Source organism: Candidatus Symbiopectobacterium sp. NZEC151 (genome assembly GCF_025962655.1).
Lineage (GTDB): Bacteria > Pseudomonadota > Gammaproteobacteria > Enterobacterales > Enterobacteriaceae > Symbiopectobacterium.
The window spans coordinates 262,956-288,660 of record NZ_JAGFPE010000002.1; the positions used below are offsets into that span (position 1 = coordinate 262,956).

A 25,705-nucleotide genomic window follows, 5' to 3' on the forward strand; every position below is an offset into this window, starting at 1 on the left:
TATCATGACCGAAAAAACGCTCCCGGCACTGGTGTCCTCCGACAGTAGCCAATCAACAGCGCAGTCCCCCTCTTTAGCGGCGCCCACCCCGTCGACGTCACCGACCACGGCCGAGACAGCCGTGCCTTCTCAGCCCGAGACGGCGCTGTTTGGCAATGAATTGCTTTCCAGCCCGCTCAGTTCGCTGGTTGTCCCCACGGTGCTTAGCGTGTTGATATTCTTCTCGGTGGTAACCTGGGCCGCGCTGTTGATCAAGGGGGTACAGTTCTCTCGTTTTCGCAGGCAAAACAAGCATTTTTCCTATCAATTCTGGAAATCGCCTGACCTGTTGGAAGGCGGTCAGGTTGCGCGGCAGAGCCAGGGTTCTCTCGCACGCATCGCACGGGTGGGTCTGGATGTCATCAGCGGAAACGATATCTCCACGCATCGCCGCGAGCTCGCACGCAAAATTAACCGGGGCGAACGATTGGAGCGCAGCCTGCGTCAACAAATTTTGCGTGAACGGCGGGTATTGGAGAGTGGATTAGCCATTGTCGCCAGCATTGGCAGCACCGCGCCTTTTATCGGGTTGTTCGGAACCGTGTGGGGCATTATGGAAGCGCTGGTGCGCATCGGCATTACCGGTGAAGCCGGGCTGGACAGCGTTGCTGGCCCGATTGGGCACGCGCTCATCGCCACCGGTATCGGTATCGCCGCCGCCGTGCCCGCCGTGCTGGTTTACAACTACTTTGTCCGCCGTTTCAAACTCGCCAGCGGCGATATGGAAGCCTTCGCCGAAGAGTTTTACAGTCTGGCGCAGGAAACCGGCTTCTCCACGGAGCTACAGCATGATGGGAGCGGGATCTAATGGCGATATCTCATCATCAAGACGACGAAATACTGAGTGAAATGAACGTGACGCCCCTGGTGGATGTCATGCTGGTGCTGTTGGTGGTGTTTATCGTCACCGCCCCGTTACTAACCAATGCCATCCCGCTCAAGCTGCCCAGCACTGCCAGCGTTGCGCCACCGAATCAGCCAAAACCACTGGTGGTCAGCGTTGACAAGGAAGGCAACTACTATATCGATCGCCAGCAGATGCCCCTGGAGCAAATCAGCCTCGCGGTTAGCGCCGCCCATCAACAGGATGAACAGCGCGCCGTGCAACTGCGGGCAGACAGCCAGGTGGTGTATGAGCACGTAGCCAAAGCGATGGCGGCGATTCAAAAAACCGGTATTACTCGTTTGGCGGTCATTACCGATGCGAATGGTTAAGTCACTCTATCAGCGCCTGAAGTGCACCCTGACGGCCACCCCAGGCGATGTCCAGCGTAAGGTGGCGGTGGGGAGATGTGCGCTCGGCGGCGCCTTGATGTTGGCGCTGATACCGTTGGCACAGGCAACCGTGCCAACGGTACACGGGCTGGCGCTTTACGATAATCCAATGCTGCCCGCTGATTTTGATCACTTTCCTTACGTCAATCCCCGTGCGCCGAAAGGCGGTACGCTGGTACGTTCCGTACAGGGCAGTTTCGATTCCACCAACCCCATGATTATCACCGGCACCGCCGCCGCGGGGTTGAAGGCATTGGGCAGCGGGTTGGTGTATGAGTCACTGATGGTGCATAGCGCGGATGAGCCCTTTACCGAGTATGGCCTGATCGCCTCCGGCATTCGGCTGGATCCGGCGCGCCGATGGATTGAGTTTGATATTCATCCTGACGCCCGCTTCAGCGATGGCGTCCCGGTGACCGCAGCCGATGTAAAATTCAGCTTCGAGCTGTTACGCCAGCAGGGGTTACCCTTGTATCGTGGTTACTACGCTGATGTACTGGACGTCACGCTCCCCCATCCCAACACGGTGCGCTTCGCACTGGCGGAGAACAACTCACGCGAGTTGCCGCTTATTCTGGGGCAATTCCCCATATTGCCTGCCCATATCTGGCGTGGCCGTGACTTCACCCGGCCAACGCTGGATATTCCCATTGGCTCCGGCCCATATCGTGTCACCAAAGTCTCTCCGGGGTCACAGATTGAATACCAGCGTAACCCGGAATATTGGGGCCGCGATCGGCCCGTCAATCGGGGGCGTTACAACCCTGACCGCATCATCTACGACTACTACCGTGACGATAGCGTCGCACTGGAGGCATTTCTTGCGGGTCAGGTGGATTACCGGCTGGAAACCTCATCATCACGCTGGATGAACGACTATCGCGGCCCGGCAGTGGCACGGGGCGATATTCAGAAAATCACCGTGAAGCGGGGATCTCCCGCCCCGATGCAAGCGTGGGTAATGAACCTGCGCAATCCGATGTTTCAGGATAAACGGGTTCGAGAAGCGTTGGCGCTGGCTTTCGATTTCGATACCGTCAACCGCCTGTTTTTCTACCAACTTTACCGGCGGACACAGAGTTTTTTTGAGGACTCGGACATGGGAGCCACGGGCAGCCCTCGGGGCAATGAACTGGCGCTGCTACGCACCTTGGGCACAAAAATTCCGTCAGCGGTAATTGATACCGCGCTGCCCGATGACGCGGCATTACATCGTTACCAGCGTTTGGATAAAGCATTCCGCCTGCTGCAACAGGCGGGCTACCACATCAAACAGCAACGGTTAGTGGATGCCAGTGGCAACGCCTTCACGTTTGAACTGTTGCTCTCCGACAGTGGGTTACAGCGCCTTGCATTGCCCTACGTGCAGAATCTGGCCCGACTCGGTATTCAGGCCCGGATCAGCGTTATCGATCCCGCCCAGTACCAAATCCGGCTTCAGCAACACCGTTTCGATATGATCCATGACGTTTTTGGTCAATCCAACAGTCCGGGCAATGAGCAACGCTATTACTGGACCAGTGACTATGCCGATGTGCCGGAAAGTAACAATACGCCAGGCATCAAAAACCCCGCGATTGATGCGCTGGTTGACGCCTTGATCAGAGCCGAGACGCGGGAGGAACTGTTGGCGGCTACCCGCGCGTTGGATCGGCTGTTGCGTTTCAATGCCTATGTGGTGCCGTTATACCACGCGGCGGGCTATAACATGGCGCTGTCACGGCGGCTTAACCGACCGGAGCGCCAACCCCGCTACGGTGTTGACATAGAATCCTGGTGGCTCACGCCGGGTGCTGGAGAGACACGCTGATGATGCACTATCTGGTTCGCCGCTTGTTGCTGATGGTGCCCACCCTGCTCGGCATCTTGTTGCTCAATTTTGCCATCATTCAATCTGCACCGGGCGGGCCGGTGGAGCAAATGCTGGCGCGCATGAACACATTGGGTGCCGAACGCAGTCTCTTCGGTGGCAATAATGATGGGGTCTCCCAATCCGACACCGCACACAGTGAGGGGCTGGATCAGGTTTTTATCAATCAGCTCAACCACCAGTTTGGCTTTGACAAACCCTGGTGGCAACGCTTTGCCAAAATGGTTGGCGATTACCTTCAATTCGATTTCGGCGACAGTTTTTTTCGTGGTGTCAGCGTGGCAACCTTGATTCAGGAGCGGCTTCCGGTCACGGTCTCTCTCGGGTTATGGACCATGCTATTGATGTATCTGGTGTCCATTCCACTCGGCATTGCCAAGGCAGTCAAGCACGGTTCGCGCTTCGATAGCCTGACATCCAGCATCATTATTATCGGTTATGCGGTACCCGGTTTTCTGTTCGCCTCACTGTTGATCACTTTTTTTGCCGGTGGACAATACTTCCACTGGTTCCCATTACGCGGGTTGACGTCGGGAAATGCCGAATCGCTGTCCACCTGGGGTAGAATTGCCGACTATTTTCATCATATTGCACTGCCGGTGCTGGCGAATACGGTGGGCAGTTTTGCTGCACTGACGCTGCTGACCAAAAACAGCTTTCTGGATGAAATTCATCGTCAATATGTGCTGACCGCACGCGCTAAAGGTGCCAACAACCGGCAAGTGTTGTATGGCCATGTTTTTCGCAATGCCATGCTGATTGTAGTGGCCGGTTTACCGGGGTCCATTGCCGCTATTTTTATCAGTGGCTCGTTGTTGATTGAATATATGTTCTCTTTGGAGGGAATGGGCTTTCTGGGTTATGAAGCGATTCTGACGCGAGATTATCCGGTTATTTTTGGCACGCTGTATTTATTCACCCTGATCCATTTACTGGTAAAAATCATGAGTGACCTGCTTTATTCATGGATCGATCCCCGTATTCATTTTGAGGGCAGATCATGACAAATGAAACCGTGGCTATTTATCAACCCACACGTTTTTCTCCATTAACACAGCGTCGCGCACGACTTTTTTTCTCTAACCGTAAAGTGGTTATTGCCTGTGTTTTATGGCTGCTATTAATTGTCATCGGATTATTTGCCGATGCGATCGCCACGGATAAACCCTGGTTGCTTAAATACGATGGAAACTTTTACTTTCCCTTATTGTTTGATTATCCGGAAACCACCTTTGGCGGCACATTACCTACGCTGGCTAATTACAGCGATCCCCAGGTACAACACTGGATATTGAGTAAAGGGTATTGGGTTCGGGCCCCGGTTCCCTGGACATGGGAAACGATCGACATTGCCAATACACAGACGGTGCCTTCCCCGCCCTCGAGTCGCCACTGGTTGGGCACTGATGACGCCGGTCGCGATGTGCTGGCCAGAGTCATTTACGGTATTCGCATCTCGCTACTGTTCGCCATGATTGTCAGTACCGGAGCCGTTGTGCTCGGCACCCTGATCGGTGGCATACAAGGGTACTGGGGCGGACGGGTCGATCTCTATGGGCAGCGTTTTATTGAGATATGGGCCGGGCTTCCCACCCTGTTTATGCTGATGATCCTTTCAAGCATGGTCACCCCCAGTTTGGGCTGGTTGACTCTGACGATGGTGATGTTTTCCTGGCTGAGCCTGGTGGATATCGTGCGCGCTGAATTCTTACGCACGCGCAATCAGGATTACGTGGTGGCCGCTACGCTGATGGGCCTGCCAGCCAGAACGGTGATGTGGCGTCATATATTGCCCAACGCCATGATCTCGACCCTGACATTTCTACCCTTCACCTTTACCGGGGCTATCACCACGCTGACATCACTGGATTTTCTCGGTTTTGGGCTGCCACCGGGCTCCGCCTCTCTGGGGGAGTTGATCAATCAGGCACGCAACAACCCGCAGGCCACCTGGCTGGCGGTCACCGCGTTTTTCTCACTGACGTTGCTCCTCTCCCTGATGGTATTTATCGGGGAAGGATTACGTGATGCCTTCGATCCCCGTTATGAGCGTCGTCAGTAAATCACGCTCGCCACAGCCCAAGGAGGCACTCCGTGCAACACTTACTTGACGTCACACAACTGCGCATCACCCACGCGGATCGCTGCCTGGTAGACGGGCTTGACCTTCACGTGCAACGCGGTGAAACCCATGCTTTGGTAGGAGAATCAGGCTCAGGCAAATCCATCAGCGCCCTGTCACTACTCGGCCTGCTCCCTCGTAGCTTGCAGGTCAGCGGCAGCATCACACTCGACGGGATGGATCTGTCACTGCTGGATGAGCGCACTCTCATCCGCCATCGAGGCCAAACCGCCAGTTTTATTTTTCAGGAGCCGATGACCTCACTCAATCCGTTACACACCATCGGCAAGCAAGTGATGGAAGCCATTGCGTTGCACCGCAAGCGGACAACGCCGCAATTGCGTCATGAGGCGATGGCACTGTTGGACCGCGTAAAACTGGGCGCCTCACCGCGCTGGTTCGAGGCTTTTCCACATACGCTTTCCGGCGGGCAACGCCAGCGGGTGATGATCGCGATGGCAATGGCTAACCGTCCCTCGCTGTTGATTGCCGATGAACCCACCACGGCACTGGATGTCACGGTGGCGCGGGACATTCTCGACTTGCTTGATGAGATAAAAAACAGTGAAGGTATGGGGTTATTGCTGATCACGCACGATCTTAATCTGGTCAGGCGTTATGCCGATAATGTCAGCGTGATGCGGGCAGGAAAATGCATCGAACAAGGGACAGTACAACAGGTGCTTGCTGCACCAGCAACCCACTATACCCGCGAGTTGATTGCCGCCGAACCCGAAGGATGCCCCCACCCCGTCGAACCTCAAGCAAGAGAGGTACTGTCCATTGAAAATCTGAGCGTCACCTACCCTGCCCAACGCCGCTGGTTCAGAAAAGCCCCCCCCACCTCCCCTACGCTGACAAATATCAGCCTAACCGTGAAGCAAGGGGAAACCCTGGGGGTTGTTGGGGAATCCGGCTCCGGTAAATCGACATTGGCAAAAACCATACTGGGGTTGCAACCGGGAGAGGGAAAAATCGTCTTTCTCGGCCAACGCGTCGATCGCTGGTCGTTGTATGGCTGGGGGGCTTTGCGCAATAAGCTACAGTATGTGTTTCAAGACCCTTACGGCGCACTGTCACCGCGCATGAGTGTGTTTGATATTGTCAGCGAAGGGCTACGCTATCAACAACCGCACCTTTCCCTTGAACAGGTGCATCAGCGTGTGAGCAAGGTACTACAGGACGTAGAATTAAACGAAACCTTTGCCGCACGCTACCCGAATGAGTTATCTGGCGGGCAGCGCGCGCGTATTGCCTTGGCGCGCGTGTTGATCCTCAATCCTGCACTGCTGATCCTGGATGAACCTACCGCAGCACTCGACAGATTGGTGCAAAAAAAACTGATCGCGCTATTACGCGACTTACAGGTGGAATATGGCCTGAGCTATTTGTTCATTAGCCACGATCTGTCCGTGGTCAAAGCGCTGGCACACCGGGTGCTGGTGTTAAAAGCGGGACAGGTTGTGGAACAAGGCAATACGCACAACCTGTTCCACCACCCTCAATCCAGCTATACCCGCAGGTTGGTCGAGCGTTGATGAGCCCGGATTAACCGGTTGTTTCTTCAGGCGCACAGCGTGTGTTCGCCTGAATACGTCCCATCAGGCTGATGCGTTGACCGCATCAGCACGCTGTTCGCGCTCAACCACGCTTACGCGTGGTTATTCGCCAGCTTCTGACATTTCTGTTTAAAGGCATAGCCCAACAGCAGCAGCGCAATCCACAGCACGCCCACGTAGAGGGAAATGCGTGTTTCTTCGAAGTAGCCAATCAGCCCGATAATAAACACCAGGAACACGATACCGACTACCGAAGACGCCACGCCACCCGGCAGCGGGAACGCCAATGCTTTCACCTCGTTCTCACTCAAACGACGACGGAACGCAATTTGTGAACAGAGGATCATGATCCACACCCACACGGTGGCGAAGGTTGCCAGCGACGCAATCACCAAAAACACTTTGCCCGGCATGATGTAGTTCAGATAAACCGCCACCAACAGTGCCGCCATCATCACCACCACCGTGACCCACGGAATACCGCGCTGTGACACTTTGGCAAAGACCTTGGGCGCGTTGCCCTGCTCGGCCATACCGTGCATCATGCGGCCCACGCCAAACACGTCGCTGTTAATCGCAGACAGGGAAGCGGTAATCACCACAAAATTGAGAATGCCTGCGGCTGCCGTGATGCCAAGGTGCTGGAAGGTCAGCACAAACGGGCTGCCTTCGGTGCCCACTTGATTCCACGGGTAGATCGACATAATGACAAACAGCGTGCCCACGTAGAACACCAGAATGCGCCACGGCACCGAGTTAATCGCACGCGGAATGGATTTATGCGGATCTTTGGCTTCGCCAGCAGTGATACCAATGATTTCGATACCGCCGTAGGCAAACATCACCAGTTGCAGCGACAGCACCATGCCCATCACGCCGTTACTGAAGAAACCGCCGTGACTCCACAGGTTACTGATTCCGGTTGGTTGGCCGCCGTTACCGATACCCCACACGATAATCCCGATACCCGCCACGATCATGATGATGATGGTGGCAACCTTGAAGAACGAGAGCCAAAACTCCAGCTCACCGAACACCTTCACGCTCATCAGGTTGATGGCACCAATAATCAGCACCACGCTCAGCACCCAAATCCAATGCGGCACGTCAGGGAACCAGACGCTCATGTAGATACCAAACGCGGTCACATCGGCGATGGCAACGATGAGGATCTCAAAGCAGTAGGTCCATCCGGTGATATAACCTGCCATCGGCCCCAGATAATCCTGCGCGTAGCGGGAAAAGGAGCTGGCCTGCGGGTTATTAACGGACATCTCTCCCAGCGCCCGCATAATGATATAAGCGATAACGCCACCGATGATATAAGCCAACAGCACGCTGGGCCCTGCCATCTGAATGGCACTGGCCGAGCCATAGAACAGCCCAGTACCAATCGCCGATCCGAGTGCAATGAAGCGGATGTGCCGCGTGCTTAACCCACGCTTTAGCTTAGCGGATTGTTGTTCCATAAATTAAGCAGCCCTGTCTTACAAATGAAAAACCACAGGCGACCGCCTGTGGTGAAAAATACCGCGTTACTGCGTTATTGGTGCGCCGTCACTTCCTGACGCCCGCTCAGCCGGTCATAAATAACCGCAGCCAGCAGCACCACCAGCGACGGTGGCAGCCAGGCCAATCCCTGTTCACCCAACGGCAAGTTCAGGCTCCAGGCTGGCAGCAATGACGCAAAGGTCGATGATTTTACCCCATCAATCAGGCCGAATAACAGGCTGATTAACATGACCGGGGCCACAATACGCGAAGCCTGATTCCACCAGCGCAGAGTAAAACTCAGCAAAACCAGAATGATACAGGGCGGATAGATGGCTGTCAGCACCGGAATGGAAAGCTGAATCAGATGGCTCAACCCCAGATTGGCGACTAACGCAGAGAAGCCGCCCAGCACAAACACCAGCGTGCGGTAGGAAAACGGCAAATACTGGGAGAAAAATTCGGCGCAGGCGCAGGTCAGGCCAACCGCAGTGACCATGCAGGCGATAAAAATCAACAGCGCCAGGAAGCCGCTGCCCATGCTGCCGAAGGTGTGCTGTACGTAGGCATGCAGGATTTCGGCCCCATTTTGCGCGTGAGGAATCAGTTCGCCGCTCACAGAGCCCAATTTGAACAGGCTCAGATAGACCAACGTCAACCCGACGCCGGCAATCAAACCGGCCCAAATGGTATAACGGGTCAGCAGCGTGGCATCGGTCACGCCGCGTGAACGGGCCGCATTGACGATAACGATCCCGAACACCATGGCACCCAAGGTATCCATGGTCAGGTAACCGTTCACAAAACCGTTAGAAAACGGCACGCTTTGATAGACGTCGGTCGCCGGGATCGGCGAGCCCGCAGGCCACATCACCGCCGCCAATCCCAGCACCGCCAGCGCCAGAATTTTTAACGGAGCCAGCACGTGGCCGACCGTATCCAGCAGACGCCCCGGGTAGAGCGAAATGCCGATCACCAGCACGAAATAGACCACGCTATAGATCAGCAACGGCGTGGCGGAATCGCCAAACAGCGGAGCCAATCCCACTTCGAACGATACCGTGGCGGTACGCGGCGTCGCGAACAGCGGTCCGACGGCCAGATAACACACGGTCGCCAGCAGGACGCCGGCTTTCTGGCCGATGGGGGAGCTCAGCGCATCGACACCACCGCCCACACGCGCCAGCGCGACCACGGTCAACACCGGTAGGCCAACAGCGGTAAGCAGAAAACCAAGCGCTGCGGTCCAGACGTGTTCACCCGCCTGCAAACCCACGATTGGCGGGAAAATGATGTTCCCCGCCCCGACAAACAGCGCAAAGGTCATAAACCCCAGCGCCACGATATCTTTGGATGCTAAACGATGACTCATAGTTATGTTGTGTTGCCTGTATATAAATGCGACAAAATGAGAAGACGAACCGCGGCGTGGTATAAATTATTCTTATCGCGCAGACGTTATAGGGCGCTAAGTAAAACGTTTATAGCAATAAAAGACAAGTAGCGATCCAAAATGCGAAGTATTACGCCAACCTAACAACAATAGTTAGCAGATAATATCACCACTCACACAACCTTCCGCACATGATTTGTGCATTTAGTGCCTTTGCCTTGCAATAAAACCAGTATAAAAACGCGTAATACGCGCAAAATGGACATAAAAGAGGCAGTGCTTCAGCATAAGAAGCGCTTTTTGCTGCAAGAAGGGGCAAGTGGCAGGGGATTACGCGGTAAGCGGTATGAAAGGGTTTGCAGATTTTGACGCCCCACGGCGGGGCGTCGAGAATACACCGGGGATAGCGCATCAGCGCTGCCCCGGCGTTATGCGCTCGTGTGTTACTTGCCCCACACGGCGGCAGCGGTATCCACAACCAGACGCAGCTTGGCCCACTGCTGCGCTTCCGTCAGGCTGTTGCCCTCTTCCGTGGAGGCAAAACCACACTGCGGGCTGAGGCAAAGCTGGTTGATATCGACATATTTCGCCGCTTCCGCGATGCGCGCTTTCAGCAAGGCCGGATCTTCCAACTCGCCGTTTTTGGTGGTCACCAGACCCAGCACCACTTGCTGATGTCCCGGTTTGATGAAACGCAGCGGCTCGAAGCCACCTGAGCGATCGTTATCGTATTCGAGGAAAAACTCGTCCACATTGACTTCGCCAAACAGGATCGATGCCACCGGCTCATACCCGCCTTCAGAAATCCAGGTAGAGCGGAAGTTACCGCGACATACGTGCAAACCGATGGTCAGATCGGCAGGTTTACCCACCAGGGCTTTATTCAGCACGTCGGCGTAGGTACGCGCCAGTTGCTCCGGATCTTCACCGCGTTCGCGAATTTGGCGTTTTTGATCGTCAGAGCACAGGTAAGCCCATACGGTATCATCCAGTTGCAGATAGCGGCAGCCTGCGGCGTAGAAAGCGTGAATCGCATCGTGCCAGGTCTGCGCCAGATCGTCGAAATAAGCATCCAGCGTGGGATAAACCTGACTGTCGATGGCCTTGCGTCCGCCACGGAAATGGAACACGCTCGGGCTGGGAATCGTCATCTTGGCGGTCACATCACCCGCGATGCTGTTCAGGTAGCGAAAATGCGCCAGCATCGGGTGCTGCGGGTTAAAGCTGACCTTGCTCGTCACTTTGATGGCACGAGATTTGGTTTGGATACCGTTAAACTGAATACCGTGGTCCGCTTCGAAAGCTTCCACCCCGTTCAAGCCTTCGAAAAAGTCGAAGTGCCACCAGGCGCGACGGAATTCACCGTCGGTAACAACCTGAAGCCCGGCTTCACGTTGCAGCTCAACCGCACGCAGAATTTCTGCATCTTCAACGGTGCGCAGTTGCTCCGCATTAATGGCACCGGACTGGAATTGCACGCGCGCTTCTTTGATTGCAGCGGGACGTAACAGGCTGCCGACCACGTCAGCGCGGAAAGGGGGAAGTACTTTAGCCATGGTAAACTCCTGATCTTTCGCAACAACCCCCTCCCGACACGGCACGAGACAAGCGGCATTGCGAAATAGTTTCAAAATGAATAGTCACGCCGTACAGTAATCACGCCTTATACTTATTTAGACATCTGGACGGCTAGAAGGTAGGTAAATCCTGTCATGGCAGCAGGTTGAGGGCAATAGAATAATTTTCACTTTCCGCGACAAACATGAATAAAATTCACGTCAGACTGATGACAAAGTCACTTTCCCCTCTCGTCGTCCTCGGCCTTCCCTCTCGTCATCCTCGGCGAAAGCCGGGGATCTCCGCCAGAATGAACGCGTTTCACCTGCACGAGGTTCCCGCCTTCGCGGGAATGACGGTGATGGATGAGAATGACAGCGTGCTACAGACCGAGCTGCTGGCGTGCGTTAACCCGCACAGGCTCAGGCAAGGGAAGATAGCCATCCTGACTCACCAGATTTTGCCCGGCGGTAGACAACACCCGATCCATAAAGGCGGCGGTCAGGCTATCCAGCGCATGCTCTGGCGCTTTATTGACATAAATATAGAGATAGCGCGCGTAGGGATAACGGCCACTGCGAATATTGTCCACCGTTGGCGCAACGTAGTCGCTTCCCTGCGCCGCCAGCGGCAACATTTTCACCCCGCTGGCGCGAAAACCGATGCTGGCATAGCCAATTGCCTGTGTGGAGGTGGCGACAGCCTGCACTACCGACGCCGAGCCCGGTAGCTCATTCACCAGCGGCAAGAAATCCCCGCCGCACAGCGCTTGCTGCTTAAAAAAGCCATAGGTGCCTGACGCGGAGTTGCGCCCGTAGCGCAGCACGCGGCGCGGTGCCCATTCACCGGTCAGCCCGAGATCGCGCCAATGGGTAACGGTTTGCGTTGCCCCGCAGCGATGGGTAATGGAGAACAGCGCATCGAGCTGTTGCACGTTCAACCCCGGCAGCGGGTTATCCTGATTCACTAACACCACCAGCGCATCCATCGCCACCGGAACGGCCAAGGGAGGATAGCCGTAGCGCTGCACAAACGCCTCAATCTCACTGGCCTTCATGGCACGGCTCATCGGGCCAAGCTGTGCCGCACCGGAAGCGAGTGCCGTGGGTGCCGATGACGATCCCGCCGCCTGCATCTGCACGTTAACGCTGGGATAATGCTGGTTGAAATCGGCAGCCCAAAACGCCATCAGCGTCGCCAGGGTATCAGAGCCTGCGCTGGAGAGATTCCCCGCCAGCATTTGCTCGCTGCGCGCAGTGTGGCTCCAGCCACTGAGTAGCAGCGCAGTACAGAGCAAGAAACCCGAAAAACGCGGGGCTGGCATCATAGGTCAACTGTCCATCAGGCCGAAGGGGTAGTGCTATTCTCCGACAGAGAGGCAGGGACAATCAACCGGTTAGGAAGCGTAAACATAAAACGCGCTCCGGCACCCGGTTCACTGAGGATCTCCAATCGCGAATCATGATGGCTGAGCGCATGCTTGACGATGGCGAGCCCCAACCCGCTGCCGCCCGTTTGGCGCGAACGGGCTTTATCCACGCGGTAAAAACGCTCGGTCAGGCGAGGAATGTGCTCTGCGGCAATACCGGGGCCATTATCGCTGACCTGAAACTGCGCGCCCTGCGTGATTTTTTGCCAGCACACTTCAATGCGCGTGCCTTCCGGCGTGTGATTAACCGCGTTGTACACCAGATTGGAGAAGGCGCTGTGCAACTGCTCTTCATTGCCATAAACGCTCAGCCCATCGTTGATGCGGAACACAATTTCGTGACGCTCCTGGCTCAGCGTCTGTGCTTCACGTTGCAGGATGCGCAGCATGCGTGGCACATCGACTTTTTCCGCCAGATTGATCGGCGCTGCCGCTTCGATTTTCGATAACGTGAGCAACTGTTTCACCAGCCCGTCCATGCGCCGCGTCTGTTCCTGCATGGTGGAGAGCGCTTTGTTACGCAGCGGGCTATCCAGCGAGTCGTCCTGCATCATCTCCAGATAGCCTTGCAGCACGGTGAGCGGAGTGCGTAATTCATGGCTGACGTTGGCAAAGAAATTGCGCCGCGCGCCTTCCAATTGGTGCATTTGGGTGATGTCGCGCACCACCATCAACAATTGCCCTTCCGAGTAAGGCATAACGCGGAATTCGACATGGTGTGAATTGATCAGTTGCAGGGTCAAGGCGCGGGTGAAATCCTGCTGGCGCATGTATTGCGTGAACTCGGGATAGCGCAGCAAATTGAGGATATTCTGGCCGTTATCTTCCGGCCAACGCAGGCTGAGCAAATGCTGCGACAGGCCGTTGCACCAGATGATGGTGCCCTCCTCGGTGGTGATCACCACACCGTCGGGCAGCGACTCGGCACCGCTGCGAAATCGTTTGATCAGCAAGGCCAGCTCGCGCCGCCGCCGCCGATTACGCAGTTGCATTTGATACAGCCCGTAAAACAGCGGCTCCCAACTCCAGCGCCCGGGCGGCGGCGTCATGCTGCGATCGACCCACAGCCAATAGGAGAGTTTAAGCTGGTTGTAATAGTTCCAGCCAAGCACCACCAACACAGCCACCAGCATAAACCAGGGCAGGTAGCCGAAAATCAGGCCCAACAACAGGGCGGGCAAGCAAAAAAAAGCCAGCTCCAATGCCAGCTTTTTCCACGAAAGACGTTCTAACACGTTAAAAATTCTCCGCTTTGGCGGTATTCAGCCACGATGTCGCGCACGCTATGGCTAACGCACACATCAATAACGCGTAGAAAAACGGTACCCCGTTCCCCGGACCGTTTGCACCATTTTATCGTGTCCGCTGGTTTCCAGCGCCTTGCGCAAGCGACGAATATGCACGTCCACAGTACGATCCTCAACATAAACGTTAGTTCCCCAAACGTTATTGAGCAACTGCTCGCGACTGTAAACACGCTCAGCGTGCGTCATAAAGAAATGCAGCAGCTTGAATTCGGTCGGTCCCATCTCCAGCGCGTGCTGTTCTGTGGTGACGCGATGAGAGGTGGGGTCCAGACTCAACCCCCGCATTTCAATCACTTCTTCCACCGCCATCGGTGAAATACGGCGCATTACCGCCTTGATACGTGCTACCAGCTCTTTGGGCGAAAACGGCTTGGTGATGTAATCATCCGCGCCAACCTCAAGCCCGCGCACGCGATCTTCCTCTTCGCCGCGCGCCGTCAGCATCATGACCGGAATATCCCGCGTCAGCGCTTCGCGCTTCATGTGCTTGATAAACTGCAACCCCGAGCCACCTGGCAGCATCCAGTCCAGCAGCACCAGATCCGGATAGGGTTCGGACAAACGCGTCACTGCGCTGTCATAATCTTCCGCTTCAACGGACTGATAGCCGTTTTGCTCTAACACGAAGCACACCATTTCACGAATCGGCGCTTCATCCTCTACGACCAGTATGCGTCTTGCCATTGTTCATCCTGCCGTTAGTCAGCGTATGAAACGCGTCAACAATAACGAAATATCACGATTGCCCACTTTACCTAAACAACAGGTGCCTGAGTGGCTCATCTTCTGCGGGCGAAAGCAGTATGCGTCAGTTTTATGACAGATTTATGAAAATCAACGCTGAAGGTAACACCCTGTTTAGCGGTTGTTTCCAAAATTTTCGCGGCGATAACGACAGCCACCGCCCACACTGCTTATAATCGCCCTACAGTAGATAGCACGTCTAACAGGAAACGCCATGCGTATCATTCACACCGCAGACTGGCATCTGGGCCAATATTTTTATACTAAAAGTCGCGCACCGGAGCATCAAGCGTTTCTCGACTGGCTCATCGAGCAGATAACCGAACATCAGGTCGATGCGCTGATTGTGGCGGGTGATATTTTTGATAACGGTTCGCCGCCCAGCTATGCGCGCGAAATGCTCAACCGGTTTGTGGTGGCATTGCGCCCCACCGGATGCCAGTTGGTGTTGCTGGCCGGCAACCACGATGCGGTGGCGACCCTGAATGAATCACGGGACTTGCTGGCGTGCCTTAATACCCGTGTTATCGCCAACGCCGCCGAAGATGTGACGCAGCAGGTATTGGCACTCAATACCCGCCAAGGCGCGCCCGGCGCGATGCTGTGCGCCATTCCTTTTCTGCGTCCGCGCGACATCCTGCGCAGTCTGGCGGGTCAATCCGGCGAGGAAAAACAGCTCGCCTTGCAAGACGCCATCAGCGGACACTATGCGCAATGCTACCAGTACGCCTGCGATTTACGCGACACGCTGGCATTGCCCCTGCCGATTATCGCCACCGGACACCTGACCACCGTCGGGGTTACCGCCTCGGAAGCGGTGCGCGAGATCTACATCGGCTCGCTCGATGCCTACCCGGTGCAGGCTTTTCCACCTGCCGACTATATCGCCCTTGGGCATATCCACCGCCCGCAGCGCGTGGGACACAGCGAGCATATCCGTTACAGCGGCTCACCGATTGCTCTGAGTTTTGATGAGCTTGGCAGTGAAAAATCGGTCGTGTTGATCGACTTCCCGCCAAGTGCGCCCCCGGAGATAACGCTGCTGCCCGTTCCCGTGACGCAACCGATGCGCCTCATCAAAGGCAATCTGACGGAAATAGAGCAGCAGTTGCACAGCCTACCCGCCCCCGAAACGGGGCAGCGTATCTGGCTGGACATCGAGATCGCCACCGACACCTACCTCAGCGACATGCAGCAGCGCATTCAGCAGTTAACGCACACATTACCCGTCGACGTGTTGCTGTTACGGCGCAACCGTGAGCAGCGCTTGCAGGCCATTGCGCGCGAAAAGAAAGAGACGCTGGACGAATTATCCCCACAGGACGTTTTCGAACGCAAACTGGCGCTGACCGATATGGCGCAAGAACAACAAGCGCGGCTACGCCCGCTGTTTGATGAAATGGTCCGAGACGTCACCGAAGGAGCGCCGCAAGCATGAAAATCCTGAGCTTACGGTTAAAAAACCTCAACTCGCTCAAAGGTGAATGGAAGATTGATTTCACGCAGGAGCCGTTTGCCAGCAACGGGCTGTTTGCCATCACCGGCCCAACCGGCGCGGGTAAAACCACGCTGCTGGATGCCATCTGTCTTGCGCTGTATCACCAGACGCCGCGACTGAATACGCTCTCCGCCACGCAGAACGAGCTGATGACGCGTAACACCGCCGACTGTCTGGCCGAGGTGGAATTTGAGGTCAAAGGCGTCGGCTATCGCGCATTTTGGAGCCAACGCCGCGCCAAAGATGCGGCGGATGGCAACCTGCAAACCCCGAAAGCCGAACTGGCGCTGATCGAAGACGGCAAGATCCTCACGCAAAAACTGTCCGAAAAGCTGGCTTACACCGTCCGTATTACCGGGCTGGACTTTGAGCGTTTTACCCGCTCGATGATGCTCTCACAGGGGCAATTTGCCGCCTTCCTCAACGCCGAACAGAACAAACGCGCAGAACTGCTGGAAGAGCTGACCGGTACGGTGATCTATGGCGAGATCTCCAGCCGCATCTATGAGCGGCATAAAGCCGTAAAGCTGGCATTGGACGCGTTACAAGCACGCGCGTCGGCTATCGCACTGTTGGATGACGGCGAGCGACAAAGCGTACTGGCAGCATTGGCACAGCTACAGCAGGAAGAACAAGGGTTACGGGAAAAACGTGAGCAAGCGCTGACACACCAGCAATGGCTGTCGCAAGAACGGCATCTACAACAGGACTTGCGCCACAAGCAGCAGCAAGCCGAGGCGGCCGAGCAGGCGCAACGTGACGCCGAGCCCGATCGATTACGTCTGGAACGTGACGAGCCCGCCGAAAAATTGCGTCCCTTGCTGCGCGAGTGCGAGCGTACTCAATTGGCACGGGTTGCTGCACAAACGCGGGAAACCGAGTTAGCCCAGCAGCACACCGCCAGCCAGACCGCACATCAGCAGCAACAGCAGTTGTTCCTGCAAGCGCAACAGGCACAGCAGCAACACAGTGCCGCGCGCCAGCAGGAAGAAACGCTGATCGAGCAACACGTCATACCGCTCGATCAGCACATCGCCCGTCAAGGGGAGCGCTGCGCCCAGCATCTCTCGGCGTTGACCCAAACGCAAACGCAGCGCGAGAACGAGCAGCAGCAACTGGCCGAGCTGCTTCGCCAGCGCGATACCTTGCAAACCCAGCGTGAAACCCGACTCCACTACCAGCAGCAGCATCCCCATCACCGTCACTGGAGCGAACAGCTCGGCGCGTGGCGTGCAGCATTCCAGGAACAGCAGCGCCTATCTGGGGAGCTGGCTGCGGTGGATACGCAGCAACAGCGCCTGATCCGCGATGAACAACAGATGGCGCGTCAGCAGGTGGCGTTGAATGAACAACGTGGCGCACAACAGCAGCGCTACGACGCCTTGCAGCGCCAGTGCGAGCAGCAGCAACAGGTGTGGCAACAGGCAGAAACCGCGAATCCGATTGCCGGTTTGCGTGAGCGTTACGCGGCGCACCAGCGTGCACGACAAGCGCGACGCCAGCTCGGGGAATTAACACAAGCACTCAGCAACCTGCGTCAACTGCAGCAAAATAGCGCCAGCAAATGGCTCACACTGGACCAACGTTTCCAGGCAGACACGCAGAGCAACAACGCACAGCGCGCCGACTGTCAGCGTCTGGAGCAGCAGTTGAACGATGTCGAACAGCGCGTCGAGTTGGAAAAACGTATCATCAAACTGGAAGATGAACGCGCACAGTTACAACCGGGAGAGGCCTGTCCGCTGTGTGGATCCACGCACCATCCGGCGATTGCAGAGTATCAAACGCTGGCGCAAACCGCGTCCGAGACACAAGTGCGTATGGTACAACTGCGCACGCAGTGCCAGCAGGCGCGCAGTGCATTGGCACAGCGCGAGGGTGCGCTCGCCGCATTGGCAAAACAGCGTGACGAACTTCAGGCCGAGCGTGCCGAACAGGAAAAGCGGTACCAAACGCGCTATAGCGACTGGCAGCAGGTGAGTGAGCATTTACACGTAACCTTCACGCCCGAGCAGGAACAAGAGATTGCCGAGTGGTTGACCGCCTGCGATCGCGAAGCCGATACCCTGTTTAGCCAGATAGAAGCGCAAGAAAAACGGCAACGCAGTTGGCAAGAAAGTAAGGATTCACTGATTACGGCGCAGCAGCAGCGTCAGGAAACGGACCAGCAGCTTGCCCTGCTGCAACAACGTATTCAAGCGCACCGGGAAGGACTTGCAGAGGCAACGCACAAACAGCAACAGCTCACCGCTGCGCTGACAACACAGCAAGAGACACTCACCGCTGCGCTCGCCCCCTACGCGCTGGTTCCGCCTGCCCTTGCCGAACAACAGCAGTGGCTGGCAGAACGTGCCACCGAAGCAGAACGTTGGAAAACCACCGAACAGCAGTTGCAGCACGATGACAACGCGCTGGCTTCACTGCATGCCACCGTGCAGGAGCGGGAAAAAACAGTACAGGCACTCGACGCCAGCGCCACACTACAGCAGACACAATGGCAGGACGGGGAAAAACAGCTGGCAGACTTGCGTGTGCAACGCCACGCCCTGTTTGGCGATCGCGACACACAGCAGGTGCGACAGGAATGGCGGCAGCACAGCGAACAGCATCAGCAGACCGTTGACAAGTTAGCCGTCACGCAGCAACAAGCAGCGGCACAGCTTGCCACAGTGGCGGGGGAATTGGCCGGACAGCGCGCACACCGCGAACAGTGTGTCGACGCGGAACAGCAATCCGCAGCCCAGTTTGCCACAGCCTTGGCGCGCAGTCCCTTCATCGATGAAGCCGCCTTCCAGCAGGCGCTGTTGGATGACGATACGCGTCAGGCGCTACGCAGCAAACTCGACGCCGTGCGCCAGGCCATCACGGAAACCAAAGCACTGCTACAGCAGGCCACCGCCGCGTTGAGCACGCATCTGGCACAGCGCCCGGCAACCGGGCCGGACGACGACGAGGCCACAACGCCTGAACAACGGCTGGAGCAGCTTGATAGCGCACTGAAAACCAATCTTTATCAACAAGGTGAATACCAGCAACGGCTGCGCAACGATGAGATGCAACGGGATAAACAGCAGGCGCTGCTCCAGGAGATCGAGCAGCAGAGCCAGCAGTATGCCGACTGGAGCTGTCTCAACGATCTGATTGGTTCGCAAAGCGGTGATAAATTCCGCAAGTTCGCTCAGGGGCTAACGCTCGATCATCTGGTGTATCTCGCCAACCTGCGCCTCGCCCGCCTGCACGGTCGTTATCAGCTACAGCGTAAAACCGATGATGAACTCGGCCTGCATGTGCTCGACACCTGGCAAGCCGACGCGGTGCGCGACACCCGCACCCTGTCGGGCGGTGAAAGCTTTTTGGTCAGTCTGGCGCTAGCCTTGGCGCTCTCCGATCTGGTGAGCAACAAAACCCGCATCGACTCGCTGTTTCTGGATGAAGGGTTCGGCACGCTGGACGCGGATACCCTGGACAGCGCGTTGGATGCGCTGGATAACCTCAATGCGACCGGCAAAACCATTGGTGTCATCAGTCACGTGGAAGCGATAAAAGCGCGTATCTCTACGCAAATCAAGGTTAAAAAGGTGAATGGGTTGGGCGTCAGCCAACTTGACGAGCGCTACGCTCTGTAGCGCTCTGCTGACAGGCTATGCGTCGGCGCGTTACGCCGCCGGCCACAGCCAGGCGGCACCGCGCACACCGCTGGAGTCACCGTGCGTGGCCTGACGAATCGGCGTGGTGCACTCCCTACCGAAGATCCACGGTGCGATCAGCGCGGGCAGCGTCTGATAAAAACGCGGGACATTGCTCATCCCGCCGCCCAGCACCACCACGTCCGGATCCACTAAATTGATCACGTGTGCGATGGATTTTGCCAGGCGTTGCTCATAGCGTTTCAGCGCCTGTTCTGCGGCGCTATCCCCCTGACGCGCCAGTGAGACAATGGTTTCCCCGTTGCAGGCGTGGCCCGTGACATGACGATAGTCGGCGGCGAAACCGGTGCCGGAAATAAAGGTTTCAATGCACCCGCGTTGACCACAATAGCAGGGCACGGCTTGCGCGAACTGGCGCTCCTGCTCATTCTGCCAGGGCAAGGGGTTATGGCCCCATTCGCCAGCGATGCCGTTGCGCCCGGCATGAGCACGTCCGTTGAGCGCGATACCCGCACCACACCCGGTGCCGATAATAATGGCAAACACCACATCAAGTCCGGCACCGGCACCGTCCACCGCTTCAGACACCGCCAGACAGTTGGCGTCATTGGCGAGGCGCACCGGGCGCTGTAACAGCACGGAGAGATCGTTATCCAACGGTTGGTCGTTCAACCATACCGAATTGGCGTTTTTTACATGGTGGGACAGTGGCGACAGGGTACCGGGAATCCCCACGCCGACGCTCCCATTCATGCCGGTTGCCTTTTCGGCTTCATTGACCAGCGTAACAATGGTTTGCAACGTTGCCTGATAGTCATCACGGGGGGTCGGCAGACGATGGCGGAACAGCGTTTCACCGTTATCGCCCAGCGCGATGACCTCCGTTTTGGTGCCACCCAAATCAATTCCAATACGCACAGCGCCTCCTCAAAAAATTCCCATAATGTATGAATAAATATCACATTTCTCACACACCTGGCACAGAGTAACTTTACTTTAGTGTATAGGGAACCACCATAACGCGCTGCACTCGCGCGCCAAATCCGCTATCATGCGTCCCTCCCCTTTTCCATCCGCGTGCCAGGCACGCACCGCCAGGGATAACACCATGCTGTGGTTTAAAAATGTTATTATTTATCGCCTGAACCGCGATATTTCACTTTCCACTGATGCGTTAGAAAAGCAGTTGAGTGAGTTCGCCTTTACCCCCTGCGGAAGCCAGGATCTTTCTCGCACCGGTTGGGTATCTCCGATGGGCACCCACAGCGATGCACTGACCCACAGCGTCAACGGCCAACTGATTCTCTGCGCGCGCAAAGAAGAAAAGATGCTGCCGTCTCCGGTGATCAAGCAGGCGCTCCAGGCCAAGATCGACAAGCTGGAAGCCGAACAGCACCGCAAACTGAAAAAAACCGAAAAAGACACCCTGAAGGATGAAGTGCTGCATACGCTGCTGCCGCGCGCTTTCAGCCGTTTCAGTCAGGTGTGGCTATGGATTGATACCGTTAATCAGTTGATTATGGTCGATGCCGCCAGCGCCAAAAAAGCTGAAGATACGCTGGCGCTGTTGCGCAAAACCCTGGGTTCGCTGCCGGTCGTGCCCCTGGCGCTGGAAAATCCTATCGAGCTGACGCTGACCGAATGGGTGCGTTCTGGCGATGTGCCTGCGGGTTTCACCTTGCAAGACGAAGCCGAATTGAAAGCGATTCTGGAAGACGGCGGGGTGATCCGCTGTAAGAAGCAAGATCTGGTGAGTGATGAAATCGCCGTGCATATCGAAAAAGGCAAAGTGGTCACCAAACTGGCCCTCGACTGGCAGGAACGCATCCAACTGATACTGGCTGAGGATGGTACGCTGAAACGCCTGAAGTTCGCCGACACGCTGCGCGAGCAGAACGACGATATCGACAGGGACGATGTGGCTCAGCGCTTTGATGCCGATTTTATTCTGATGACCAGCGAGCTTTCCGCGTTAACCACCAATCTGGTGGAAGCACTGGGTGGCGAAGCGCAGCGCTAAACCAAACAGGGAAGAGAGTGCGTTATGCGACATGAGATTCCGGTCCGCTGCTTTTCCATCGCGCTTTATGTACTGCGCCCGGTGCAGACAGGCTACCAAGTCCTGCTGCTGCGCCGCAACGGCCATACCCAGCCGGGCCAGTGGTGCCAGATAGCCGGTGGCATTGAGGCTGGCGAAACCGCCTGGCAAACGGCGCGACGTGAAGCGGAAGAAGAGACGGGATTGCAGTTAACCGATCTCTACTCCGCGGATCGCTGCGAGCAGTTTTACGAGGCTGATAACAATGGCCTCACGCTGGTGCCAGTGTTCGTGGCTTATGTGGCTGCGGACGCTGACATTGTGCTTAACGCTGAGCACAGCGAATTCCATTGGGCAACGTTTGAAGAAGCGGCCAGGATGTTACCCTTCCCCGGCCAGCGCGACATCCTGCATCACATTCACCGCTACTTTGCCGAACAACAGCCACATCCCCTGCTGCGGATGCCGTTGGGCGCTTAGCGCCTATCCCAGTGAGCCCCAGTGGCACAGCCCGTTTGTTCACAACAGCGGTGCAGAATCTGTCTGCACCGCTTGCTAAACCAACACCCAATGGCGCACACGCAAGCCGAGTACTGGTTTGCTTTCCCCCATGAGGCATGCTACAAATACTCCAGCGTAATATTCTTTTAATTCCGAGGAATGTGGACAAATCGCATTATTTGCGGCGGGTAATACAGAATCATCATGAAGAAAATACAAAACAAAACCATCATTACTTCCATCTACATGCTATTCCTTTCAGCCATTCTTGCCAGTGAACATCACTGGTGTAGCGAACTTTAGGTCTCTCTCTGAATTCAGCGATGGCAGCGCATTTCTGCGCGTTTGTCTGCTGATCCCCCTATTTATCGCACATGGGCCGGTCTCGCTGTGCCTGCTTTTCACGGGCATCGCCGGGCATTACCCCTATGCTACGAATAACCCTTTCAGGGAGAAAAATAATGATTTACTGGATCTTTTTAGCCTGCGCAATTGCGGCAGAAATTATTGGCACGTTAAGCATGAAATACGCCAGCCTCAGCGGTAGCCCGCTGGGCCATCTGGTGATGTATGGCATGATTGCACTCTCCTACCTGTTGCTATCAATTGCCATAAAGCGCGTGGCGATGGGCGTGGCTTACGCCCTGTGGGAAGGTATCGGCATTATCTTTATCACATTGTTTAGTGTCATGCTGTTTGATGAATCCCTTTCGGTGTTAAAAGTCATCGGGCTGGCAATATTGTTAGTGGGTATCCTGCTGGTGAAATCGGGCGTGCGTAAAACCCCTGCGGCCAGCGCAACGCGAGGAAACCATCATGTTACCGTTTGAGTGGCAGCATGCGGCGTTCCTGGCTTTAGCGATTGTGTTGGAGATTGCCGCCAACATTTTCCTTAAATTGTCGGACGGCTTTCGCAAGGTGTGGCTTGGGATGTTATCGCTGATAAGCGTATTGGCAGCGTTTAGCGCACTGGCGCAAGCGGTAAAGGGCATCGATCTCACGGTCGCTTACGCGCTGTGGGGCGGGTTTGGCATTGCAGCCACCGTGGCAGCCGGGTGGATATTGTTCGGCCAGCGTCTCAACAAAAGCGGCTGGGTTGGATTGGGGCTGTTATTGCTGGGCATGGTGCTGATTAAATTGGCATAAAAAAAGAGCGCCTTACGGCGCTCTTCATGTTCTTCTCTTCAGGCGTTACACCTTGAAGTGCCCGACCGTAGAGTGCAGCTCTTCCGTTTGCGCCAGCAACGCTTCGGTGGCCGCCGTGGATTCCTGCACCAGCGCCGCGTTTTGCTGCACCATGGAATCCAACTGCGCCATCGCCTTGTTGATCTCCTGAATGCCGCGCATCTGCTCATTCGCCGCGTGAGTAATTTCGGACATCACGGTGGTCACGGTAGAAACGCCGCCAACAATCTCCTGCATGGTATTGCTGGCCTGACGCACTTGCGTAGAGCCGGAGGTCACGCCGACCACGGTCGCTTCAATCAGGGTTTTGATCTCTTTGGCTGCCTGCGCACTACGTTGTGCCAGCGCGCGTACTTCAGAAGCGACCACGGCAAAACCACGCCCCTGCTCACCCGCTCTGGCTGCTTCCACCGCCGCATTCAGCGCCAGAATATTGGTCTGGAAGGCAATGCCGTCAATCACACCGATAATATCGCCAATCTTGCCAGACGCAGCGACAATGTCTTCCATGGTCACAATCACATCCGAAACCACTTTACCGCCGATGCTGGCATCTTCAGACAGGATGCGCGCCTGACTGTTCACATGCTGTGCCGAACTGGCTGATTCGGTGACCGCCGCCGAGATTTGTTCCAGCGAGGCGGCAGTTTGTTGAATGCTCGCCGCCGCTGATTCTGTGCGCGCAGAAAGATCGTTGTTGCCTAACGAAATTTCATCCACGGCGACTTTCACCGAGGCGCTGATATCACGAATCTGAATCATCACCATGCTGAGTTTGTCGATAAAGACGTTAAATGAACGGGCAATCTGCGCCACTTCATCATGGCCTTCATCGGGCAAACGCCGACTCAAATCGTTGTTGCCATTGCTGATGTCATCCATCGCATCCCGCACTTGCAGCAGGCGTTTAAGGGTTTTTGTGATGATGACGCCAACGATCAGCGAGCCGAGCAGTGAAATAATCACCAGCGTTATCACCGAGGTGATCAGCAGTGAACGCATGCCCGCCTTGGCTTCTGCCCGGTCGAGCGCCACCAGAATGTACCAGTCGGTGCCCGCAATTGGGGAGGCGCGCACCATACGTTCCGCGCCGCCCATCTCCACGGTCACCGGATGCTGAGCGGTCAGCAATTCGCTGAGCACGATGCCCGGTGCAATATCCGTGATATTTTTCAGCGTCAGTTTTTCATCCGGATGGGCAATGATCACGCCGGTTTTGTCTATCAACACGCCAAAACTGGCCGGCGTCGGGTTGATGGAGCGCACGTTGGCGATCACATTTTCCATCGTCACGTCACTGCCCAACACGCCTTTAACGCTGGAACCAGAAACCACCGGAGACACAAAAGACACCACCAGTTTGTTGGTCACCATATCAATATACGGGGTGGTGGCAACCGGTTTACCCACCTGCACGGCCTGCTTGTACCAGGGGCGTACTGTCGGGTTATAATCCGCCGGAATACCGCCCGGATCGGCAAATTTTGCCGTACCATCAGCGTATCCCATGTACACGTTCAGGAATTTCCCCGCCGACACCATCTGTTTAAACAGCGGAATCGGATCCTCATGAGTCAATACCCAGTCGTTCATGGAGGAGATCATCTGAATTTTTGACGACACCCAGTCACTGATGGCCAGACTGTGGCTACTGGTTACCGAATCCAGCGTATCTTCGATGGAAGACTCATTCGCATTATTGGCAATGGTGTAATTCAGGTAGGTATTTACGGCGAGGGAAAAAACCACAATAGACGCACACACCGCCAATATGCGCGCTCGCGTTGTTTTCAGCATAAATCACTCTTAGTAGAAGATAGCTATATATTCTATAACGACAGAATAAAATCAAACTTGAGCGCGGATTGTGGCGCTAAAGAAGATGTATAACAGGAAAATAGAACTTAGTATGATATTTTTCACTCATTCAGGCATGCACTTCGCCGTTCATTACCAGATTGGCATAAAAAAACAGTTTATTTCATCAAATAAAATGATATCACCGGGATAGTGTGCTTATTAACAGATATAAGAAAAAGATATGAGTCTT

Annotated in this window: 20 protein-coding genes; 12 read left to right on the top strand and 8 right to left on the bottom strand. The window is 55.7% G+C overall.

Annotated features, from left to right (window positions below; all coding sequences use genetic code 11):
- Window positions 1-4 precede the first annotated feature (4 nt).
- Genes J5067_RS09325 through J5067_RS09350 form a run of 6 tightly spaced genes read left to right on the top strand, consistent with a single transcriptional unit; the run spans window position 5 to window position 6,844 of the window.
- A complete protein-coding gene (locus J5067_RS09325) occupies window positions 5-847 on the top strand; it encodes a MotA/TolQ/ExbB proton channel family protein (protein WP_264644907.1) in 843 nt (280 codons plus the stop codon).
- The gene (locus tag J5067_RS09330) at window positions 847-1,254 is read left to right on the top strand and encodes a biopolymer transporter ExbD (protein WP_264628538.1); all 408 of its coding nucleotides are present in this window, start codon (window positions 847-849) and stop codon (window positions 1,252-1,254) included. The genes J5067_RS09325 and J5067_RS09330 overlap by 1 nt, the downstream gene beginning before the upstream one ends.
- Entirely contained in the window at window positions 1,241-3,124 is a 1,884-nt protein-coding gene (locus tag J5067_RS09335; RefSeq protein WP_264644906.1) for an extracellular solute-binding protein, read from the top strand. Before J5067_RS09330 ends, J5067_RS09335 begins: the two co-directional genes overlap by 14 nt.
- Entirely contained in the window at window positions 3,124-4,188 is a 1,065-nt protein-coding gene (locus J5067_RS09340) for a microcin C ABC transporter permease YejB (protein ID WP_264644905.1), read from the top strand. The genes J5067_RS09335 and J5067_RS09340 overlap by 1 nt, the downstream gene beginning before the upstream one ends.
- Window positions 4,185-5,246: an ABC transporter permease gene (locus J5067_RS09345; protein WP_264644904.1), complete on the top strand. Its 1,062-nt coding sequence runs from the start codon at window positions 4,185-4,187 to the stop codon at window positions 5,244-5,246. Before J5067_RS09340 ends, J5067_RS09345 begins: the two co-directional genes overlap by 4 nt.
- Before the next feature lie 32 nt (window positions 5,247-5,278).
- Window positions 5,279-6,844: an ABC transporter ATP-binding protein gene (locus tag J5067_RS09350; RefSeq protein ID WP_264644903.1), complete on the top strand. Its 1,566-nt coding sequence runs from the start codon at window positions 5,279-5,281 to the stop codon at window positions 6,842-6,844.
- A 113-nt stretch (window positions 6,845-6,957) separates the two neighbouring features.
- On the opposite strand, the gene proY is transcribed toward J5067_RS09350, so the two are convergent.
- The 6 genes from proY to phoB form a co-directional block, all read right to left on the bottom strand.
- On the bottom strand, window positions 6,958-8,334 hold the full coding sequence (gene proY, locus J5067_RS09355) for a proline-specific permease ProY (protein WP_264644902.1): 1,377 nt from the start codon (window positions 8,332-8,334) through the stop codon (window positions 6,958-6,960).
- 74 nt (window positions 8,335-8,408) lie between these two features.
- Window positions 8,409-9,728: a branched-chain amino acid transport system II carrier protein gene (gene brnQ, locus J5067_RS09360; RefSeq protein WP_264644901.1), complete on the bottom strand. Its 1,320-nt coding sequence runs from the start codon at window positions 9,726-9,728 to the stop codon at window positions 8,409-8,411.
- Between the two features lie 464 nt (window positions 9,729-10,192).
- Complete coding sequence (locus J5067_RS09365; protein WP_264644900.1) at window positions 10,193-11,305, bottom strand: cobalamin-independent methionine synthase II family protein; 1,113 nt, start codon at window positions 11,303-11,305, stop codon at window positions 10,193-10,195.
- Window positions 11,306-11,688: 383 nt separating this feature from the next.
- Window positions 11,689-12,633 (bottom strand): PstS family phosphate ABC transporter substrate-binding protein, encoded by a 945-nt coding sequence (locus J5067_RS09370; protein ID WP_264650964.1) that lies wholly within the window; start codon window positions 12,631-12,633, stop codon window positions 11,689-11,691.
- Window positions 12,634-12,647: 14 nt separating this feature from the next.
- Entirely contained in the window at window positions 12,648-13,970 is a 1,323-nt protein-coding gene (phoR, locus tag J5067_RS09375; RefSeq protein WP_264644898.1) for a phosphate regulon sensor histidine kinase PhoR, read from the bottom strand.
- A gap of 66 nt (window positions 13,971-14,036) precedes the next feature.
- Window positions 14,037-14,726 (bottom strand): phosphate response regulator transcription factor PhoB, encoded by a 690-nt coding sequence (gene phoB, locus J5067_RS09380; protein WP_195315276.1) that lies wholly within the window; start codon window positions 14,724-14,726, stop codon window positions 14,037-14,039.
- A 274-nt stretch (window positions 14,727-15,000) separates the two neighbouring features.
- On the opposite strand from phoB, the gene sbcD reads away from it, so the two are divergent.
- Both sbcD and J5067_RS09390 read left to right on the top strand, forming a co-directional pair.
- Complete coding sequence (gene sbcD, locus J5067_RS09385) at window positions 15,001-16,224, top strand: exonuclease subunit SbcD (RefSeq protein WP_264650965.1); 1,224 nt, start codon at window positions 15,001-15,003, stop codon at window positions 16,222-16,224.
- The gene (locus J5067_RS09390; RefSeq protein WP_264650966.1) at window positions 16,221-19,910 is read left to right on the top strand and encodes an SbcC/MukB-like Walker B domain-containing protein; all 3,690 of its coding nucleotides are present in this window, start codon (window positions 16,221-16,223) and stop codon (window positions 19,908-19,910) included. The genes sbcD and J5067_RS09390 overlap by 4 nt, the downstream gene beginning before the upstream one ends.
- Window positions 19,911-19,940: 30 nt before the next feature.
- Here the strand turns inward: J5067_RS09390 and mak are convergent, their stop codons facing one another.
- Entirely contained in the window at window positions 19,941-20,849 is a 909-nt protein-coding gene (gene mak / locus J5067_RS09395) for a fructokinase (protein ID WP_264644895.1), read from the bottom strand.
- Window positions 20,850-21,039: 190 nt separating this feature from the next.
- Between mak and rdgC the strand changes: the two genes are divergently transcribed.
- The 4 genes from rdgC (at window position 21,040) to mdtI (ending at window position 23,616) form a co-directional block, all read left to right on the top strand.
- On the top strand, window positions 21,040-21,951 hold the full coding sequence (gene rdgC, locus J5067_RS09400) for a recombination-associated protein RdgC (protein ID WP_264650967.1): 912 nt from the start codon (window positions 21,040-21,042) through the stop codon (window positions 21,949-21,951).
- A gap of 24 nt (window positions 21,952-21,975) precedes the next feature.
- Complete coding sequence (locus J5067_RS09405) at window positions 21,976-22,449, top strand: NUDIX pyrophosphatase (RefSeq protein ID WP_264644893.1); 474 nt, start codon at window positions 21,976-21,978, stop codon at window positions 22,447-22,449.
- A gap of 482 nt (window positions 22,450-22,931) precedes the next feature.
- Entirely contained in the window at window positions 22,932-23,300 is a 369-nt protein-coding gene (mdtJ, locus tag J5067_RS09410; protein WP_264628300.1) for a multidrug/spermidine efflux SMR transporter subunit MdtJ, read from the top strand.
- Complete coding sequence (gene mdtI / locus J5067_RS09415) at window positions 23,287-23,616, top strand: multidrug/spermidine efflux SMR transporter subunit MdtI (RefSeq protein ID WP_264628299.1); 330 nt, start codon at window positions 23,287-23,289, stop codon at window positions 23,614-23,616. Before mdtJ ends, mdtI begins: the two co-directional genes overlap by 14 nt.
- 45 nt (window positions 23,617-23,661) lie before the next feature.
- Here mdtI and J5067_RS09420 read toward each other — a convergent pair whose 3' ends face one another.
- Entirely contained in the window at window positions 23,662-25,452 is a 1,791-nt protein-coding gene (locus J5067_RS09420; RefSeq protein WP_264650968.1) for a methyl-accepting chemotaxis protein, read from the bottom strand.
- Window positions 25,453-25,705 lie beyond the last annotated feature (253 nt).

Bases quoted from the DNA above. Each gene is read 5' to 3' on its own strand.
- J5067_RS09325 (WP_264644907.1), top strand. From the start codon at position 5: ATGACCGAAAAAACGCTCCCGGCACTGGTGTCCTCCGACAGTAGCCAA.
- J5067_RS09330 (WP_264628538.1), top strand. From the start codon at position 847: ATGGCGATATCTCATCATCAAGACGACGAAATACTGAGTGAAATGAAC.
- J5067_RS09335 (WP_264644906.1), top strand. From the start codon at position 1,241: ATGCGAATGGTTAAGTCACTCTATCAGCGCCTGAAGTGCACCCTGACG.
- J5067_RS09340 (WP_264644905.1), top strand. From the start codon at position 3,124: ATGATGCACTATCTGGTTCGCCGCTTGTTGCTGATGGTGCCCACCCTG.
- J5067_RS09345 (WP_264644904.1), top strand. From the start codon at position 4,185: ATGACAAATGAAACCGTGGCTATTTATCAACCCACACGTTTTTCTCCA.
- proY (WP_264644902.1), bottom strand. From the start codon at position 8,334: ATGGAACAACAATCCGCTAAGCTAAAGCGTGGGTTAAGCACGCGGCAC.
- brnQ (WP_264644901.1), bottom strand. From the start codon at position 9,728: ATGAGTCATCGTTTAGCATCCAAAGATATCGTGGCGCTGGGGTTTATG.
- J5067_RS09365 (WP_264644900.1), bottom strand. From the start codon at position 11,305: ATGGCTAAAGTACTTCCCCCTTTCCGCGCTGACGTGGTCGGCAGCCTG.
- J5067_RS09370 (WP_264650964.1), bottom strand. From the start codon at position 12,633: ATGATGCCAGCCCCGCGTTTTTCGGGTTTCTTGCTCTGTACTGCGCTG.
- phoB (WP_195315276.1), bottom strand. From the start codon at position 14,726: ATGGCAAGACGCATACTGGTCGTAGAGGATGAAGCGCCGATTCGTGAA.
- sbcD (WP_264650965.1), top strand. From the start codon at position 15,001: ATGCGTATCATTCACACCGCAGACTGGCATCTGGGCCAATATTTTTAT.
- J5067_RS09390 (WP_264650966.1), top strand. From the start codon at position 16,221: ATGAAAATCCTGAGCTTACGGTTAAAAAACCTCAACTCGCTCAAAGGT.
- rdgC (WP_264650967.1), top strand. From the start codon at position 21,040: ATGCTGTGGTTTAAAAATGTTATTATTTATCGCCTGAACCGCGATATT.
- J5067_RS09405 (WP_264644893.1), top strand. From the start codon at position 21,976: ATGCGACATGAGATTCCGGTCCGCTGCTTTTCCATCGCGCTTTATGTA.
- mdtJ (WP_264628300.1), top strand. From the start codon at position 22,932: ATGATTTACTGGATCTTTTTAGCCTGCGCAATTGCGGCAGAAATTATT.
- mdtI (WP_264628299.1), top strand. From the start codon at position 23,287: ATGTTACCGTTTGAGTGGCAGCATGCGGCGTTCCTGGCTTTAGCGATT.
- J5067_RS09420 (WP_264650968.1), bottom strand. From the start codon at position 25,452: ATGCTGAAAACAACGCGAGCGCGCATATTGGCGGTGTGTGCGTCTATT.